Origin of the sequence: Staphylococcus haemolyticus, assembly GCF_006094395.1 — a bacterium.
Lineage (GTDB): Bacteria > Bacillota > Bacilli > Staphylococcales > Staphylococcaceae > Staphylococcus > Staphylococcus haemolyticus.
In genome coordinates this window covers 598679-617011 of sequence record NZ_CP035291.1, presented here as the reverse complement: position 1 = coordinate 617011, position 18333 = coordinate 598679, and the positions used below count along the sequence as shown (strand labels likewise).

General features: G+C 33.4%; 16 protein-coding genes. 1 reads left to right on the top strand and 15 read right to left on the bottom strand.

What is annotated here, in order from left to right:
- Positions 1–10: 10 nt before the first annotated feature.
- The 15 genes from narI to EQ029_RS02700 all read right to left on the bottom strand — a co-directional run bounded on the left by narI (position 11) and on the right by EQ029_RS02700 (position 16816).
- A complete protein-coding gene (gene narI, locus EQ029_RS02770) occupies positions 11–694 on the bottom strand; it encodes a respiratory nitrate reductase subunit gamma (RefSeq protein ID WP_011274982.1) in 684 nt (227 codons plus the stop codon).
- A complete protein-coding gene (gene narJ, locus EQ029_RS02765) occupies positions 687–1262 on the bottom strand; it encodes a nitrate reductase molybdenum cofactor assembly chaperone (RefSeq protein WP_011274981.1) in 576 nt (191 codons plus the stop codon). Before narJ ends, narI begins: the two co-directional genes overlap by 8 nt.
- Positions 1255–2808, bottom strand: coding sequence for a nitrate reductase subunit beta (gene narH / locus EQ029_RS02760; protein ID WP_011274980.1), 1554 nt, complete (start codon positions 2806–2808; stop codon positions 1255–1257). Before narH ends, narJ begins: the two co-directional genes overlap by 8 nt.
- On the bottom strand, positions 2798–6481 hold the full coding sequence (locus EQ029_RS02755) for a nitrate reductase subunit alpha (protein ID WP_011274979.1): 3684 nt from the start codon (positions 6479–6481) through the stop codon (positions 2798–2800). The genes narH and EQ029_RS02755 overlap by 11 nt, the downstream gene beginning before the upstream one ends.
- 207 nt (positions 6482–6688) lie before the next feature.
- Complete coding sequence (gene cobA / locus EQ029_RS02750) at positions 6689–7633, bottom strand: uroporphyrinogen-III C-methyltransferase (RefSeq protein ID WP_037558471.1); 945 nt, start codon at positions 7631–7633, stop codon at positions 6689–6691.
- Positions 7624–7938: a nitrite reductase small subunit NirD gene (gene nirD, locus EQ029_RS02745; protein WP_011274977.1), complete on the bottom strand. Its 315-nt coding sequence runs from the start codon at positions 7936–7938 to the stop codon at positions 7624–7626. Before nirD ends, cobA begins: the two co-directional genes overlap by 10 nt.
- A gap of 3 nt (positions 7939–7941) precedes the next feature.
- Positions 7942–10353: a nitrite reductase large subunit NirB gene (nirB, locus tag EQ029_RS02740; protein ID WP_053020462.1), complete on the bottom strand. Its 2412-nt coding sequence runs from the start codon at positions 10351–10353 to the stop codon at positions 7942–7944.
- A gap of 234 nt (positions 10354–10587) precedes the next feature.
- Positions 10588–11304 carry a sirohydrochlorin chelatase gene (locus EQ029_RS02735; protein WP_029376619.1) on the bottom strand — a complete coding sequence of 239 codons (717 nt, stop codon included), beginning with the start codon at positions 11302–11304 and terminating at the stop codon, positions 10588–10590.
- A 191-nt stretch (positions 11305–11495) separates the two neighbouring features.
- Entirely contained in the window at positions 11496–12317 is an 822-nt protein-coding gene (locus tag EQ029_RS02730; protein WP_011274974.1) for a formate/nitrite transporter family protein, read from the bottom strand.
- 141 nt (positions 12318–12458) lie between these two features.
- Complete coding sequence (locus EQ029_RS02725; RefSeq protein WP_011274973.1) at positions 12459–12641, bottom strand: hypothetical protein; 183 nt, start codon at positions 12639–12641, stop codon at positions 12459–12461.
- A 60-nt stretch (positions 12642–12701) separates the two neighbouring features.
- Positions 12702–13181, bottom strand: a complete 480-nt coding sequence (locus tag EQ029_RS02720; RefSeq protein ID WP_011274972.1) for an SRPBCC family protein — start codon at positions 13179–13181, stop codon at positions 12702–12704.
- Positions 13182–13330: 149 nt separating this feature from the next.
- On the bottom strand, positions 13331–13846 hold the full coding sequence (locus EQ029_RS02715; protein WP_011274971.1) for a YceI family protein: 516 nt from the start codon (positions 13844–13846) through the stop codon (positions 13331–13333).
- A gap of 137 nt (positions 13847–13983) precedes the next feature.
- Positions 13984–15534, bottom strand: a complete 1551-nt coding sequence (gene adcA, locus EQ029_RS02710; protein WP_053021463.1) for a zinc ABC transporter substrate-binding lipoprotein AdcA — start codon at positions 15532–15534, stop codon at positions 13984–13986.
- Between the two features lie 302 nt (positions 15535–15836).
- Complete coding sequence (locus EQ029_RS02705) at positions 15837–16433, bottom strand: thioredoxin domain-containing protein (protein WP_011274969.1); 597 nt, start codon at positions 16431–16433, stop codon at positions 15837–15839.
- Between the two features lie 23 nt (positions 16434–16456).
- A complete protein-coding gene (locus EQ029_RS02700) occupies positions 16457–16816 on the bottom strand; it encodes a DUF4467 domain-containing protein (RefSeq protein WP_057504777.1) in 360 nt (119 codons plus the stop codon).
- A 254-nt stretch (positions 16817–17070) separates the two neighbouring features.
- Here EQ029_RS02700 and EQ029_RS02695 point away from each other — a divergent pair, with 254 nt between their 5' ends.
- The gene (locus EQ029_RS02695; protein ID WP_011274967.1) at positions 17071–18315 is read left to right on the top strand and encodes an aminoacyltransferase; all 1245 of its coding nucleotides are present in this window, start codon (positions 17071–17073) and stop codon (positions 18313–18315) included.
- Positions 18316–18333: the final 18 nt, after the last annotated feature.

Below are 18333 nucleotides of genomic sequence, written 5' to 3'. Positions count from 1 at the left end.
CCTCTCATACTCATGAACGTGTTTTATGTTTACGATAAACAATATATCTACGATTAGTATACGAAAGCGGTACACTCCAAACATGCACTAAGCGAGTGAATGGCCAACAAGCTAAAATTGTAAATCCAAGTAAGATGTGAATTTTAAAAGATAAAGGTACACTCGTCATCAGACTCGCGTCTGGTGAAAATGTAAATAAGTGTCTAAACCATATAGATATCGTTTGACGATAATCAAAATCACTTACCATCGCATTCGTAACTAATGTTGAATAACATCCCATGAAAATAATTAATATTAATAAGAAATTTACAAATATATCAGAAGCTGAACTTAGCTTTCTAACATTTTTAATAGTAATTCGTCGTGCTGTTAATAGTAACATACCAATAAACGTCATTATACCAAAGATACTACCGATGTATACAGCACCAAAATGATACATTTCCTCGCTTACACCTAATCCATCAATCCATTTAGCTGGTATAGCGAGACCTACGACGTGACCAAAAAACACCGGTATGATGCCCAAATGGAATAATAAGCTACCCCATTTTAATTGTTTTTTCTCTAAAAATTCACTCGATTTAGCAGTCCATGAGAATTGATCGTATTTATAACGAGCGATGTGTCCAACAATGAAAATGGCTACACATAAATATGGAAATATAATCCATAAAAATTGATTAAGCATGAGATGTCACCTCATTTGGAATTTCTAGACAAGCTTTTAATGTATTTCTTAAAGCACGGATCACATAAGCATAAGGATTGTTATCTTGAGCTAAATGATTTGCCATTTCATACGTACCGTCTTCAATAATCATAATAACTAGTTCAATATTGCCTTCTGCTCGTGGATCATTTTGCCATGATGCTACGTGTAAGAATTGGAGCATCAATGGTAGATAATCTGATAACTCGTTATCTACCATTTTCAACCCAAACATTTCATATAACACTTTAAGTTTAGCCAACATTTGGCCTCTTTCTTTTTGAGTATCAAATTTGTTGTAAGTCATATAAAGCGGTGATTTCTTATTAAAATCAAAGGTATCTGTATATATTGCTTTAATTTCTGATAATGTGAATTGATGCATAATCTCTCTGTATTTTACTAAATCATCATAACCAGGATGAGAGGGTTCAATCGTTTCTTCAAATGTTTTTGGATGAAACGTTAATTTCTCTGGGAAATTAAGTTGCTGAGCTATATAACCAAAACTTTCTTGATAATAATGAAATTGTTGTAAATTAATCACGGAAAATCCCTCCATAGAAATTCTCATTATAAATTTCTTGTCCTGTTTTTCCTGAACCTACTGGAACACCACAGCCTTCACAATTGTCTCCGAAGTATTCGCCACCATACCCTTGGCTACCTTGCGCATGGTACGTATCTAAATATGTTTCTTTATGAGATGTTGGTACAACAAAGCGATCTTCATATTTTGCTAAACCTAATAAACGATACATATCTTTAGTTTGAATTTCTGATAATCCAAGTCTTTCTAATTTAGAAGTATCAAACTCTTTACCTGTAACTTGTGAGCGCATGTAACTTCTCATCATAGCCATTTTTTGTAAAGATTCCTTAACAGGTTGGACATCTCCGGCAGTAAATAAATTAGCTAAGTATTCTATTGGTAAACGCATTTCTTCAATAGCTGGGAAAATCATATCTGGGTTTTGTCCTGCATTTTTACCTTCAAAATAACTCATGATAGGACTTAATGGTGGGCAATACCAAACCATAGGCATTGTTCTAAATTCTGGATGTAAAGGAAATGCTAATTTATATTCAATTGCCAGTTTATACACTGGTGAATTTTGAGCTGCTTCAATCCATTCATAGCTAATGCCATCTTTTTCAGCTTGTTCAATCACTTCTTCATCAAATGGATTTAAGAAAATATCTAATTGCTTTTCATATAAATCTTTTTCATTTTCAGCTGAAGCTGCTTCATGAACTCTATCGGCATCATATAATAATACACCTAAATATCTCATTCTACCTGTACATGTTTCAGAACAAACTGTTGGTAATCCAGCTTCAATTCTTGGGAAACAGAATGTACATTTCTCAGCTTTGTTTGTTTTCCAGTTGAAGTAAACTTTTTTATAAGGGCAACCAGTCATACAGTAGCGCCACCCACGACATGCATCTTGGTCAACTAAAACAATACCATCTTCATCACGTTTATACATTGCACCAGATGGACATGAAGCTACACAACTAGGGTTTAAACAATGCTCACAAAGACGAGGTAAATACATCATAAATGTTTCATCAAATTGGAATTTAATGTCTTCTTCAATTTTTTGAATATTAGGATCTTCTGGACCAGTAATATGTGCACCGGCTAAGTCATCTTCCCAGTTAGGCCCCCACTCAAGATTAAGTTTCTCACCTGAGATAAGTGAGTGCGCTTTAGCAACAGGAGAATGCTTACCTTCTTTAGCAGTAGTTAAATGTTCGTAATTGTATGTCCATGGTTCATAATAATCTTTAATAAGAGGCATATCTGGGTTGTAAAAGATTTTACCTAACGCCATTTTTGTCCAACGACTACCAGATTTAAGTTCTAATTTTCCTTTTTTATTTAAGACCCATCCACCTTTATAATGTTCTTGGTCTTCCCATCGTTTCGGATATCCTACACCTGGTTTAGTTTCTACGTTGTTGAACCACATGTATTCTGCACCTGGACGGTTAGTCCAAGTGTTCTTACATGTTACGCTGCAAGTGTGGCAACCTATGCATTTATCTAAATTTAACACCATTGCAATTTGCGCTTTAATCTTCAAGCCAATTTACCTCCTTCATCTTTCTCACTGCTACATATACGTCACGTTGATTTCCTATTGGTCCATAATAGTTAAAGTGATAACTAATTTGTGCGTAACCACCTACAAGTTGTGTAGGTTTCAAATGAATTCTTGTTGGTGCATTGTGTGAACCGCCACGAGTATCTGTAATTTCTGATCCTGGTGTTTCAATGTGTTTATCTTGTGCATGATACATAAACATTGTTCCTCTTGGCATACGGTGTGATGTGACTGCTCTTGCAGTTACAACACCATTTCTGTTATAAACTTCTAACCAATCGTTGTCATTGATGCCATGCTCATCAGCATCCTCATTAGATAACCAAACGACTGGACCACCTCTAAATAATGTCAACATACGTTCGTTATCTTGATATGTTGAGTGTATATTCCATTTACCATGAGGTGTTAAATAACGTAATACTAATGCATCTTGTCCACCTTTAACTTGTTTATCTCTAGTACCAAATACCATTGGCGGTAATGTTGGTTTGTATACTGGTAAACTTTCGCCGAATTGTTGGAATACTTCGTGATCGATGTAATAACTTTGTCTACCTGTTAATGTTCTAAATGGTACGAGTCGTTCTATATTAGTTGTAAATGGAGAATATCTACGTCCATTTTTGTTTGAACCAGGGAACACAGCTGTTGGTATAACTTCCCGTGGTTGTGATGTAATGTTTAAGAATGAAATCTTTTCAGATGCACGTTCTTTTGAAATGTCTTTTAATTCCATTCCTGTTTGATTTTCTAAATCTTCGTATGATTTTTGTGATAATTTGCCGTTAGTAGCTGATGATACATTTAAGATTGCATCTGCTACTTTTCTAGCAGTATCGATACGTGGACGATTATTTCTGACTGATTCAGGGTCCTCATCATTCCAAGTACCTATCATACTTTTAAGTTCTTCATATTCATCTTTCACGCTGAAGCTTACGCCATGTGCACCAACTTTTCCTTTTTCAAGTAATGGACCTAAAGTCACATATTTATCGTAGATTTTAGTGTAATCTCTATCTACGACTGCGAAGTTTGGCATTGTTTTACCTGGAATGGCTTCAACTTCTCCTTTAGACCAATCTTTAACAATACCGTATTCTGAACCTAATTCCTGTTTGGAATCATGGCCAAGTGGTGTCGTTACAACATCTTTAAATGTTCCTGGTAAGTAATCTTTCGCCATTTCAGAAACAGCTTTACTTAAGGTTTTATAAATATCCCAGTCTGAACGTGATTCCCATAATGGATCAATCGCTGGATTAAATGGATGAATGAATGGATGCATATCTGTTGATGACAAATCGTGTTTTTCATACCATGTTGCAGCTGGTAATACGATATCTGAGTACAATGGTGTCGCAGTCATTCTGAAATCTAGTGACACTAATAAGTCTAATTTACCTTCTGTATCTTCACGCCATTGAATTTCTTCTGGTTTGTCTTCTTCGTTAGGTTCAGCCATTAGTCCTGAACGTGTACCTAATAAATGTTTCATAAAGTACTCTTGTCCTTTGGCAGAACTTGAAATTAAATTTGAACGCCATACGAATAATGTTTTCGGATGGTTCTTTCTTAAATCTGGATCTTCTATCGCAAATTGAGTTTCTCTATTTTTGACTGATTCGATTGCTCTATTTAATATCGCTTCATTAGAGTCATCACCGGCATCTTTTGCCTCTTCTCCGAATAATAAACTATTCTTATTGAATTGAGGGTATGACGGCAACCAACCTAATCTAGCAGCTGTAACGTTATAGTCAGCTGGGTGTTGATGTTTAATATTATTAGCTAATGGAGATTTTAATTTATCAACATTAGATTCCTCATATTTCCATTGATCAGTCGCAAAATAGAACCAACTTGTACCATTTTGCAGACGTGGTGGTCCTTGCCAGTCTTTGGCAAAGGCTACCGTATTCCAACCTTCTATTGGTCTACATTTTTCTTGTCCAACGTAGTGAGCCCATCCACCACCGTTAACACCTTGACAGCCACATAAAAGAACAAGATTTAAAATTGCTCGATAAATCGTATCTGAATTGAACCAGTGGTTAATACCAGCACCCATGATTATCATTGAGCGTCCTTTTGTATCGATTGCATTTTGCGCAAATTCTCTAGCTACTTGTGTTACTAATTCTGGTTTAATACCAGTTACACGTTGTTGCCATGCAGGTGTATATTTTGATTCAGCATCGTCGTATGAAGTTGCTTCTAATTCATGATTAAATCGTTTAATGCCATATTGACTTGTCATTAAGTCATATACTGTCGCTACATACACTTCTTTTCCATCAGCTAATGTTACTTTTCTAGCTGCTATTGGTCTTTCAAAAATACCGTCACCTTGACTATCAAAGTAAGGGAATTGAATTGTTTTTAGTTCGTATGTGTCGTCTGCCATTGACATCGCTGGATCAATCTTAGAACCATCTTCATTTTCTAATTTTAAGTTCCACTTCTTGCCTTCTTCCCAGCGTTGACCCATTGTGCCATTAGGTACTACAAACTGATGACTATTCATATCGTGAATGACTGGTTTCCATTCGCTATTTTCACTTTCCATACCTAAATCACTTGCACGTAAGAATCGTCCTGCTTTATAGCCATTGTCATCTTCATCTAACATAATCACAAAAGGCATATCTGAATATTGTTTTGAATAGTTAATGAACATTTCACTAGGATTATCTTGATAGTATTCTTGTAAAATAACATGTGTCATTGCTTGTGCTACTGCTGCATCAGTACCAGGATTAGGTGCTAACCAGTTATCCGCGAATTTAACGTTTTCTGCATAGTCAGGTGCTACTGAAACAACTTTAGTCCCTTTATATCTCACTTCAGTCATAAAATGAGCATCAGGTGTACGTGTAAGTGGTACGTTTGAACCCCACATAATAATATATGAAGCATTGTACCAATCACTTGATTCAGGTACGTCAGTTTGTTCACCCCAAATTTGTGGTGACGCAGGCGGTAAATCAGCATACCAATCATAAAAACTTAACATTTCTCCACCGAGTAAGTTGATAAATCTTGCCCCTGCAGCATAACTTATCATTGACATGGCAGGAATTGGTGTAAATCCTGCGATTCTATCTGGACCATCCTTTTTAATTGTATAAAGAATTTGTGCAGCAATAATATCTGTTACATCTTTCCAGTTAGCTCGAACATGTCCACCTTTACCACGTGCTTGTTTATATGCTTTTGCTTTCTCTTCGTCTTCAACAATAGATGCCCACGCTGCAATACGATTTCCATTATTTTCTTCTAACGCTGTATTCCATAAATCTAATAATTTCCCTCTAATGTATGGATATTTCACACGAAGTGGACTATATTCATACCAAGAGAACGACGCACCACGCGGACATCCACGAGGTTCAAATTCAGGCATATCAGGCCCACAACTTGGATAATCAATTTGTTGATTTTCCCAAGTGATTACGCCGTTTTTAACAAATACTTTCCATGAACATGACCCTGTACAGTTAACACCATGTGTTGTTCTAACTACTTTATCGTGACTCCATCTTTCACGGTACATTTTTTCCCATTCTCTACTTTTGCTCTCAAGAACTGACCAGTTACCATTAAATGTCTCAGTTGGTTTGAAAAAGTTTAATCCAAATTTTCCCATCTATATGAATCCTCCTACCGTTAAAGGTATTAACTTATTCCGATTTGCCGTTTTACTTTTGAATTTATAATGATTGTACAATTTTTCACATTCATTAGGTATTAGGGAATGTCCTAATTCGCATGGGGGAATCCCTAAAAAAACAAAAAAGCAGGTAGTGGTACATAACGTTCTAAGAATTCGTTATACCACTCCTGCAAGGATGACTTATAAATTAATATATTTAATTTTATTGTTATTGATTATTTGTGTGTATAATTGTTGTTGTGATGGATGGTAACTTTCATCAACGTGTACTATACAACGATATCCTGTTTCAGATAATTCTTCAGCTTTCAATAAAGCATCTTCTTTCGAACCTTTTATAACATATAATGAATCATCTAAATTTCTTTCATGCTCTTGTTTCAACACTTTATCTTTATCAATATAGTCAACAATCGCACCTAAAATGCAAATGCCTGGTTCGCCTTCAAGTTCGTGTTGCTGTAATTGATGCTCAATGGTGCTTAATTTACCAATGATGACGCGTTGGTTATGACACGTAGCATTAAACACAATTGCTATCGAATAGTCCTCTGAAGTATAAGCTGTGATTTGATCAATGATACGGCCCAATCGTTTTATCCCCATATAGATGGCTAATGTCCCACCATTAATCAAATTACGTATATCTGTTTCTTGATTGATTGAATCTTTGAAATGGCCTGTTGAGAAAGTCACACTAGGCGCTACTGATCTCATTGTTAACCCTAAATCCATTGTTGCAACAGCTGCACTTGCTGAAGTTACACCAGGAACAATTTCATATTCAATACCATAGTCTTTTAAAGTATTGACTTCTTCAGTAACACGACCAAATATTGCTGGATCGCCACCTTTGAGACGAATGACTGTTTGGTACTTTTTAGCCGCTTCAACGATTTTTAAATTAATTTCGTCTTGTTGTATATGTTTAGCGTAAGGCTTTTTACCTACATCAATGAATTCCGCATCAGCGGGTGCATATTGAAGTATGAGTGGGTTTACTAAACGATCATATAGAATAACTTCAGCTTTCTTAATACATCGTTCTGCTTTTTTCGTTAAAAGATTAGGATTACCAGGTCCAGCACCTATCAAGTAAACCTTTGATTTTTCATCTACAGACATACATAAACGTCTCCATCGATGACTTCAACTTGATATGTTTCAACACATCCAGTATCAGGTTCTTGTACCTCGCCACTTCTCAAATCAACCTTTTGATCATGTAGAGGGCAATAAACGTAATCGCCACTTACTGTTCCTTCTGATAATGGCCCTTGTTTGTGAGGACAAATATTATTAATTGCATGAATGTCTCCACTTTCAGTTAAGAAAATGCCAATTTCTTTACCATCAACAATCACTTTTTTTCCAATCAATGGTGTTAATTCTTCTAATGTCGTTACTTTAACTTTTTCCATAGATTTCATATGTTACACCCTCTCAACTTCAAAGATTTTTCGAGCTTCTTTATCTTCAACGATTGCTTCCCAAGGTTCGCCATGTCCATCAATCGCTTTTTTAGCATCCATAATTCTATCGAATAATTCTTTTTGACGTTCAGGATCCAGTAGTACTTCTTTAACATTTTCAAAGCCTAAACGATTTAACCATGGTGCAGTTCTTTCTGCATAAATGCCTGTTTCACGATAATACTGCATTAACGCACCACATAATTGAATAACTTCATCTTCAGTTTCAACGGTAGTTAATAATTTACCAACTGTAACATCTGTACCTCCATTACCACCGATGTAAATTTGATAACCGTTTTCTACTGAGATAACACCGAAATCTTTAACTCCTGATTCAACGCAACTACGTGGACAACCAGATACACCCATTTTAAATTTATGTGGTGTGTCAATGTATTCGAATGTTTTTTCTAAGCGAATACCTAAGCGTGTAGTGTATTGAGTACCGAATCGACAGAATTCTTTACCTACACAACTTTTAACTGAACGTGTTTTCTTACCATATGCTGAAGCTGAACGCATACCTAAATCTTCCCATACTTTAGGTAATTCTTCTTTCTTCAATCCATATAAACCTACACGTTGAGAGCCTGTTACTTTAACTAATGGTACATTGTATTTTTTTGCAACTTCACCTAATCTTATTAATTGGTCAGCATCTGTTACGCCTCCACGCATTTGTGGAATAACAGAGAATGTACCATCATTTTGAATGTTTGCATGATAACGTTCATTTGCGAAGCGTGATTCTTTTTCATCTTGATGGTCATGTGGATATACCATATTTAAATAGTAGTTTATTGCTGGACGACATTTTGGACAGCCATTTTTATCTTTAAAGTCTAGTACGTGACGTACTTCTTTTGATGTTTTTAGTCCTTTAGCTCTTATTTGCGTAACAATTTGATCACGTGTTAAATCAGTACAAGCACAAATTCCGGTAGGTTTCGCTGCTACAAAGTCATCACCTAATGTGCATTGTAATAACTCGCCAATTTGTCCTTTACATTTACCACATGAATTACCCGCTTTAGTTGCTTTCGTTACTTCTTCCACTGAAGTTAATCCTTTAGTCGTAATCGCATTAACAATCGTACCTTTATCTACACCGTTACAACCACAAATCGTTTCATCATCTGGCATATCAGCGATAGAAGTTACCGCTTCTTCTCCACCTTTGTACAATAATGATACTAATGTATAGTCTTCTAATGATTCATGTTTTTTCATCATATTATAGAATCTTGAGCCATCATCTGTATCACCATATAATACTGCTCCGACAACTTGACCATCACTCAAATAGACTTTTTTATAAATATTATCGACACTGTTGAAAATTTCAATACCATGGACATTTTCATTTTCAACAATTTGTCCCGCACTATATAAATCACAACCAGACACTTTTAATGAAGTGAAAGTTGTAGAACCTTTGTACCCTTCTGTTTCTTTTCCAGTTAGGTAGTCAGCTAACACTTTACCTTGTTCATAGAGCGGTGCGACTAAGCCATATACTTTGCCGTCATGCTCTGAACATTCGCCAACCGCATAAATATTAGGGTCTGATGTTTGTAAATAATCATTTACAACGATACCTCTATTTACTTCTAGACCTGCATCACGTGCTACTTGAGTAAATGGACGGATACCGACTGCCATGACAACTAAGTCTGTTTCGATTATTCTTCCATCTGCCAATTTAATCGCTTCTACATCATCTTTACCAATAATTTCTTTAGAGTTCGCTTGTAACTCGATATTCATACCTTGACGTTCTAAATCTGCTTTAAGCATGCCTCCAGCTTTACGGTCTAACTGCATTTCCATAAGCCATTCTGCTAAGTGTAATACAGTTACTTCCATACCTTGATCCATTAAACCACGTGCACATTCAAGTCCTAATAATCCGCCACCAATAACGACAGCTTTCTTTTTCGTTTTAGCGATTTCAATCATGCGTTCAGTATCTTCGATTGTTCTCCAACCTATAACACTTGGTAAATCTGATCCAGGTATCGGTAATACGAATGCACTAGAGCCTGTTGCAAATATACAAATGTCATAATTCACTTCAACACCTTTTGATGTTGTTACTGTTTGTGCTGAACGATCAACCGTCTCTACTGGGTCGTTGACGATGAGCTGAATGTTGTTCTCTTCATACCATTCATATGGATTCATTATTGTTTCTTCTACAGTCATTTTCTTCTGTAATATATTTGATAACATTATTCTGTTATAGTTTGGATAAGGTTCTTTCCCAATAATTGTAATGTCAAATTGTGAATCTGAACGCTCTAGAATTTCTTCTATCGTTCTTAATCCCGCCATGCCGTTTCCAATCATCACTAATTTTTGTTTAGTCATAAAATATGCCCCTTTTATCACTTTAAATTTACTTATTTTCCATTTGCAATTTTTTGTTTTTTAAAATGTTTGATATTCAACATTTGTTTCTTCACTGCTATTCTATAACAGATTCCACTTCAAATGTGATGATTTTCACAAATTAATTAAAAATCGGGGAATTCCCTAATACGTTCAATAACTTGTCCAAATACAATAAAAAACTGAGACACATTGTGCCTCAGCTTATAAATCCTAATTAAATGTTAATTGCTTTAAACGTTCACTAATAATTCTCTTTAATATGTTATCGAAATTAATAGATGGTGTAATGTGAAGCGTACCCTGTATATCCATTTCTGAAATGAGTCGTTTTACTTTATTTACTAGTCGCCCATCATATAAAAACATTGGCACTACAATAAGTTCATCATATTCATTCGAAAGTTGATCCAAGTCATTTCTAAAAGTAATGTCACCATATAGCGTACGACAATAGATAGGTACAGGTTGATTCATTTTTTCACTAAATTCCTTTAACTCATCATGTGCTTTCGTATATGAGAAGCTACCATGTGCGATTAATACAATCGCATAATTAGAGGAGGTAGAAATTTCAACATCTTGAATACGTTTTTCAACTAAATCCACCATATAGTCATGCGTACCAAGCGGTTCACTAATTTCGTAACTTATTTCAGGATGATCTTTTTTGATATTTGATAAAATTTCAGGAACATCGACGATATAATGCATTGCCGAAAAGATCAAAAGAGGTACAACTTTAAATTGAGTTTCACCTTGCTTTATTAAGCGACCAATCGTTTTTTCAATACTCTTTTCTTCACTTTCAATAAACGCTAATTCATATTCATACGATTCATCACTTAATAAACGATCTAAGAATTCTCCCAACGCTTTATTTTGATCACCTTTTCTCATGCCATGTGCCACTAATATATTCGCAACCAATGGCTTCATCCCCTTTATATTAGACTTTATTACTTTTAAAATTTGGTCATTAAATGCTTTAATGTTGATTAAAATGATATGTTTTAATCATCATTTAGTCAACTTTTTCAATAATGTGGTTAAATTAATTCAATAAAAAAGGTTGTGCTATCTACTCATTTAACTTAGTGATAACACAACCCTATTATTGATTACTTAGCTTTCATACTATCACGTGAACCATTTAAATACGCATATACTAAACCAATAAATATACCACCACCGATATAGTTACCAATTAAAGCAAACACAATATTTTTAATAACACCTAACCATGATAGTGCATCTAAATTATAGAACACCATACCTGCGTATAAACCAGCATTGAAGACAACGTGTTCATAACCCATGAATACAAACACGACAACCCCTGCAGCAATAAAGAATGCTCTTGCCAGTCCTTCTTTAAATAACATAGACACGTATATACCAATATTAATAAAGAAATTACAGAAGATTGCTTTAACTAAAATATTTAACCAAGTTGATTCTACCGTTTTCATATGTACTGTCTTACTTAAGCTGGCAATCATTTCTGGCGTCATAATATGCGTCCCTTTCATTAAGAAGAATAATATGAATCCACCTATAATATTCCCAATAAAACAGAATAAGAAAATGAACAACATCTTATTAATAGTAATGGCTTTATAATACCAGCCTACCGTTAAATACATGAAATTACTAGTTAGTAATTCTGAATTCGTCAACACAATTAATACTAAAGCTAAACTAAATGCAATCGCACCTAACAAATTAACTAAACCTTCATTAGTGCCTGCAAATTGTGTTTTAATTGCCAACATAAATACCGTTACGATTGCTAATAAAAATCCTGACATGATTGCTTTCAATGCATATCTACCAGGCGTTTTTGTAGCCATAATTTCTTTCGTCTGTACCTGCCCGACAGCAGCTTCTACAATATCACGCGTTGCATGGGTGTCTTCAACCGTTTTATTGTTCTTCAACATATGTATGCCCCCTACATCCTTTCAAGTTATGTTTCAATTATATATTTTTTAAGAAAACATGAATAGCTTAAATTTTTTAGGTAAAAAAAGTGAGATAAAATCGTATCATGTAGACACGATTCTATCTCACTTAGTAATTTACTATTTATGTGCTTTAAGTCTTGATAAATAGCGTAAACCTGTAGCAAAAATGCCATAGCCTAGCGCTGTTCTTAAAACATATTTAATTGCACTATTATCAATTGCCTTTGAATTGAGTAGTACTGTAGGTATTAATGTACTAACTGAAAATAAAGCTAGTACTTTTAAATATCTTTCTTTCATATCATCAACCTCATTTCAACTACATTATAACTTAAATTTAGTTGAATTTTTTTGACATACTTATGACTTTTTTTGTTTCAATAATGAATCAAGTTGGTCTAATGTAGAATTCATTCCCGCTTCTACACCCATATCAAGTGCTTGTTGCGCCGCATTTTTTGTTGGAAAGATAGAAGTTGACGTTACAAGCGTGCGTTGCGCTGATTCTGAAGTGAAATCAATCAAAATTTGCATCCCAGGTAATGATGTATCTTTCTCACCTTGAGACGTAGCAAAGAAATCTAAGTATTCAATATGATTAGGTTTATCCACCTTTTTATATTCAGTCAATGTGTAACTTGTTTGTTCTGGCATTTCTATCGCAAAGAAGGCATCACCACCGGCTTCTGGATTAAAACGATAAACCTTTGTTTTACCTCCTTGAGGATGGAACCATTGTTCGAATAACGTCTCCGTAGTGTATGCCTCGAATACTTCATTTATTGGCGCCTCAAACGTTCTATTAAATATAATTTTATTATCTTTTAATTGAATTGACATTTAAATCCCCCTATCTATTTTTTAAATGCTCTCTCTGAATTTACCAGTTATTGATTTTAATTACAAAAATATAAAAGCTCCCTACAAAGCTTACATTCATTAATGTCTACTTTGTAGGAAGCCATATAAGTATTTTTAATAACTAGTGATTAGTCTTCAAGTGGAAATTCTAAATCAAATTCAACATTTAAGTCTTTTCCTAATAAGAAACCACCAGTTTCAAGTTGTTGGTTAAACGTAATACCATATTTTTCACGGTTAAGGCTACCAGTAATTACTAAACCAGCAGTGTTTTTACCGTTTAATGGATTTAAACTAGTACCTTTATAATCTAAATCAAAAGTTTCTTCATGTGTTTGATCTTTCATAGTTAAGTTACCAGTAACTGATTTATCATCTACGTTAGTAATTTCAAATTTAATTTCTGGGTAGTTTTCAGCGTCTAAGAAATCTGCGCTTTTAAGATGATTATCACGATCTGCTACTTTAGTATCAATTGAATTTGCTTTAACAGTAAAAGTACCTTGTAATGAACTTAAATCATTGAAATCACCTGAAATGTTAGCGTCAAATTCGTTAAAACGTCCTTTAACATTTGATACAACTAAGTGTTGAATAGAAAAGTTAACTCCTGAATGTGCTGGGTCTAAATTTAAGTTAGCCATGTGTACATACCTCCATTATTTAAATTATGAAACTACGTAGCTGAAAATCAGTACTATAGTTTGTATATTTATTATACTTAGTATAATAAATAGACTCAAATGGAATTACAAGTAAAAAGATTCAAATTTAAAATTTTTTAATGTGCTAACATTTCTTCTTTAATATCATCCTTATCTAGTGAGGCAGGATAATAAGTTGGCCAATGATCCATTTCTTTAAGTAATGAATCATTGTTATCACCCATAAAGATATGGAAATGTTCAGCTTTCTTAGGTGCGATATTGTGATCACTAAACTGAACGTACTTCGGTAATTGCTGTGTATCATCGTTTGTCAATTTAAAAATAAATCTAACTCCACGATTACCTTTCTTATAATCTAGGATTTTTTTACCAACATATTTATACGTTCCAGTAACCTTCTTCCCATTTTTTTCAAAAGTAATGTTGTCACCTTTAATATTTATGCTAGAAATGTCAGTTTTATAACCTTTCTCATAGTATGCTTTATACTCTTTTTCTGTCATAGCGCTATCTTCTTCTGATTTATGTTTCATTACATCATCTAAATCACCATTTTTTAAATAGGGATAAACTGATTGCCATTTACCTTCATAATCTGATAACGCACGATCTTTAACTTGATTATCTTTAAAATAGCCATCTGAAATAGCTTTGTCATGTTTATGTTCAGCTTTTTCGTCTTCTACTTTTATATTGGAGTCCAATGCTTTATCTAATGCTTCAATATTTTTGTTCATCAACGTTTGATAATCCATTGATTCATCTTTAGATTGTTCTTTATTTAGTGACTCCATATTATAAAATTTTAAAGGTTTTGCGTTTGTTTCTTTTCTGATTGTCTCGGTTACTTTATTGGCAACATTATCTTCATATAATATGTATTTAACATTTTTCTCATTAATCTCTTTAACTAATTGTGTAAGTGCTTTTTGAGATGGGTCTTCAGCATTCATATTTTGAATTCCTTTTTGAACAAAGCCATAGCGATCTGCGAGATAACCTAAAGATTCATGAGAAATAAATACAGCATTACCTTGTTTATCTTTAGTAATTTCTTTTAATTGATTGTCAATGTCATCAAGTGCATGTTCTAATTTTTTGAAATTTTTCTCGTATTCATTTTTATGTTTTGGATCTTTGGCTACTAACTGGTCTTTAATTTCTTTAGCAAACACTTTATTTTTCTCAGGATCTAACCATACGTGTGGATCGTATCCACCATGATGATGGTGATGATGTTCATGTGAATCTGCATGTTCTTCATCACCGTGTTCGTGTTGATCTGTTAGTAATGTTGAACGGTCTAATTTATCTTGTAATGATACTTTCTTTTTATCGTCTTTAATTGTTGCTGCAACTTTTTTAGCGACTGGATCTAAATCGTCACCTGTATACACGAATAAATCAGATTTATTAACCTTTAACATGTCTTTCTGAGTTGGTTCATAATCATGTAAGTCTGAGCCAGCAGGATAAATGGATGATACATTCACATGATTACCACCTATTTGTTTTATAAACGATTGTAAAGGATAAACGGTTGTAGACACATTGATTTTATCGCCATCCTTTGACCCCTTATTAGAACTATCTTCTTTTCCGCAAGCTACTAAAACACATAACATTATAGATAATAAAATGGTAAGACTTAAAAATCGCTTCATATAACTCCTCATAAATAGTAATAATTACGATTTAAAAGTATAACTTTATTTGTATAAAATTACAATAGGTTTTTAATGTTTTTTATTTTCAATTTAATAAAAATCATCTTTTATTAAAAAATCTATCATTGATTAAGTTACTACCTTTCCTAATTTTAAAAAAAGAAGAATCCTAGCGATGTACACTACAATTCTTCTTTAAATTAATCTTTATTAAAATTATTTTACTTCTCTCTAAGAGATTACGATATTGCACTAAAATGATTGGCAACGTTACTAACTACAATACTTTCAATTCATAACTATAAGTATTTCTTCCACTCTTCAACTTCATATGGATCTTTCACTTTTTTGCCATTTATAAATACTGTCGGAACGGTGTCAATGTTATTATCTTCTGTCATTTTCTTCTGTTCTTCTGCTTTTTTCCAAGCGTCACTGTTCTTAGTTTTATATTGCTTTTTTATGTCAGATTTTTGTTGCGTCGTAATATCTAACTTATCAATTTCATTATCTAAAAATTGTTCTGTTAACCACTTTTTATCCTCGTCTTTTTGATTCGATAATACATTACGTTGAAAAGTTAAGTATTCATTAGGTGCAACTTTTTGCACTGCATTTCCAGCTCTAGAGCCGACGATAGAATCTTTACCAAGAAAACCAGCATTAATAAATTGATACTCTACTTTATTCGTATCAATATAGTCTTTTTTAATGGTTGGCATTACATTCTTTTCAACTTTTTTGCAATATGGACATTTAAAATCTCCATATTCAACGATCAAAATTTTGCCATTCTTAGTTTTAGGTGGCTGCTTTTCATTGTTGTTATTAGAACAAGCACTCATGATAATGGTTAACACCATCAACATGCTTATTATCAAAATTATCTTTTTCATAGATGCTCCTTTGTAATTATATATTAATTCATATTTTCTTCCTTATAATCAGCATCATGTGATTCGATATATTGTTTTGTGTCAAAGTTATCAATGCGTTTCGCTTTTTTACCATCAAATTGATAAGTGTAGTAATGAACTTCCTCATTATTACTTAATGGTTTGTACGCTAAGACAACATACTTACCATTTTCGTATACGTAAATATTTGCATCTTTTTTATCAAAGTGTTTAACCTTATCGCCTGTATCATTTTTAGCCATTTGTTCTTGCTTTTGATCTTGCATTTTAACAGCTTTATCTATTTTATCGACATATTTATCATTACCACATGCAGCTAGCATTAATATACCGATACTTAACATAACTAATATACGTTTCATATATTCACTCCTATTGCCCAGTTCTCTTTATCTATCATTATACTTCTTTTGCAAATACTATCATACAATGCTTTTAAAATATGCGCTAGTTCATAAAAATTTAGTTTTCTAAAAATATTTATTATTATAAATTAAATATATATTTTAACCTACAACTAAAGTACGATGTGATTTAATAACTTATCTTGTGTAATAGTTGTAGTTATTTGTTAAAATAAATGATAATTCTTAAAAACGCAGAGGAGTAGATGAATATGAAATTCGTAACTTTATCACCGGAGGAATTTGAGAAATTTACATCCAGTCATTTCTCTCATTACACACAATCCCGAATTCACTTTGAAAACAGAAACGAATTAAAAGGTGATGTGCATGTTGTAGGTGTCAAAGATGACAGCGACAATGTCATCGCTGCAACTTTAATGACTGAGGCACGTGCTTTAAAAGTGTTCAAATATTTTTATACACATCGTGGACCTGTCATGGACTACAGCAATATTGAATTGGTTCACTTTTTCTTTAAATCACTAACAAGTTATTTAAAAAAACATAATTGCTTATATGTATTAGTTGATCCTTATATTTTGGAGAACCTACGTAATGCTGATGGAGAAATTTTAGAAAGTTACGATAACCGAGCAGTCATCAAAACGTTGGAAGATTTAGGTTACAAACATCAAGGATGGACAGTAGGTTATAGCACAATGAGTCAAATACGTTGGTTATCTGTCTTAGATTTAAAAGACAAGTCAGAAGATCAATTATTAAAAGAAATGGACTATCAAACACGTCGTAACATTAAAAAAACGTATGAAATGGGCGTAAAAGTAAGAACGCTACCTATGGATGAAACGGATACGTTCTTTGAATTATTCCAAATGGCCGAAGAAAAACATGGTTTCAAATTTAGAGACAAACCATACTTTTATGAAATGCAAAAAACGTATAAAGACCATGCAATGCTTAAACTTGCTTATATTGATTTAAAGGATTACTTATCTACTCTTCAACAAAAACACGATTCATTAATAGAACAATTAGCCGAAGTCGATGCTGTATTAGAGGAAAACCCTAACTCTAAGAAAAATAAAAACAAGCGCACACAAATACAGCAACAAGTTGATAGTAATGAACGTAAATTAAATGAAACGAAAAATAAAATTGCTGAAGAAGGCGAAACACTCAATCTAGCTGCCGCTTTATACTTATATAATGAGCATGAAGTTTATTATTTATCCAGTGGTTCAAATCCTAAATATAATGCGTATATGGGCGCATATCGTTTACAATGGGATATGATTAAATTCGCAAAAGAGCACAATGTAGATCGTTATAATTTCTACGGTATTACAGGTGACTTTAGTGAAGATGCTGAAGATTATGGTGTGCAACAATTTAAAAAAGGCTTCAATGCTAATGTTTACGAATACATTGGAGATTTCATCAAACCTATACACCCACTTGCATACAAAGTTAAACAACTATTAGAACGTAAATAGTTATAAATCAAAAAAACA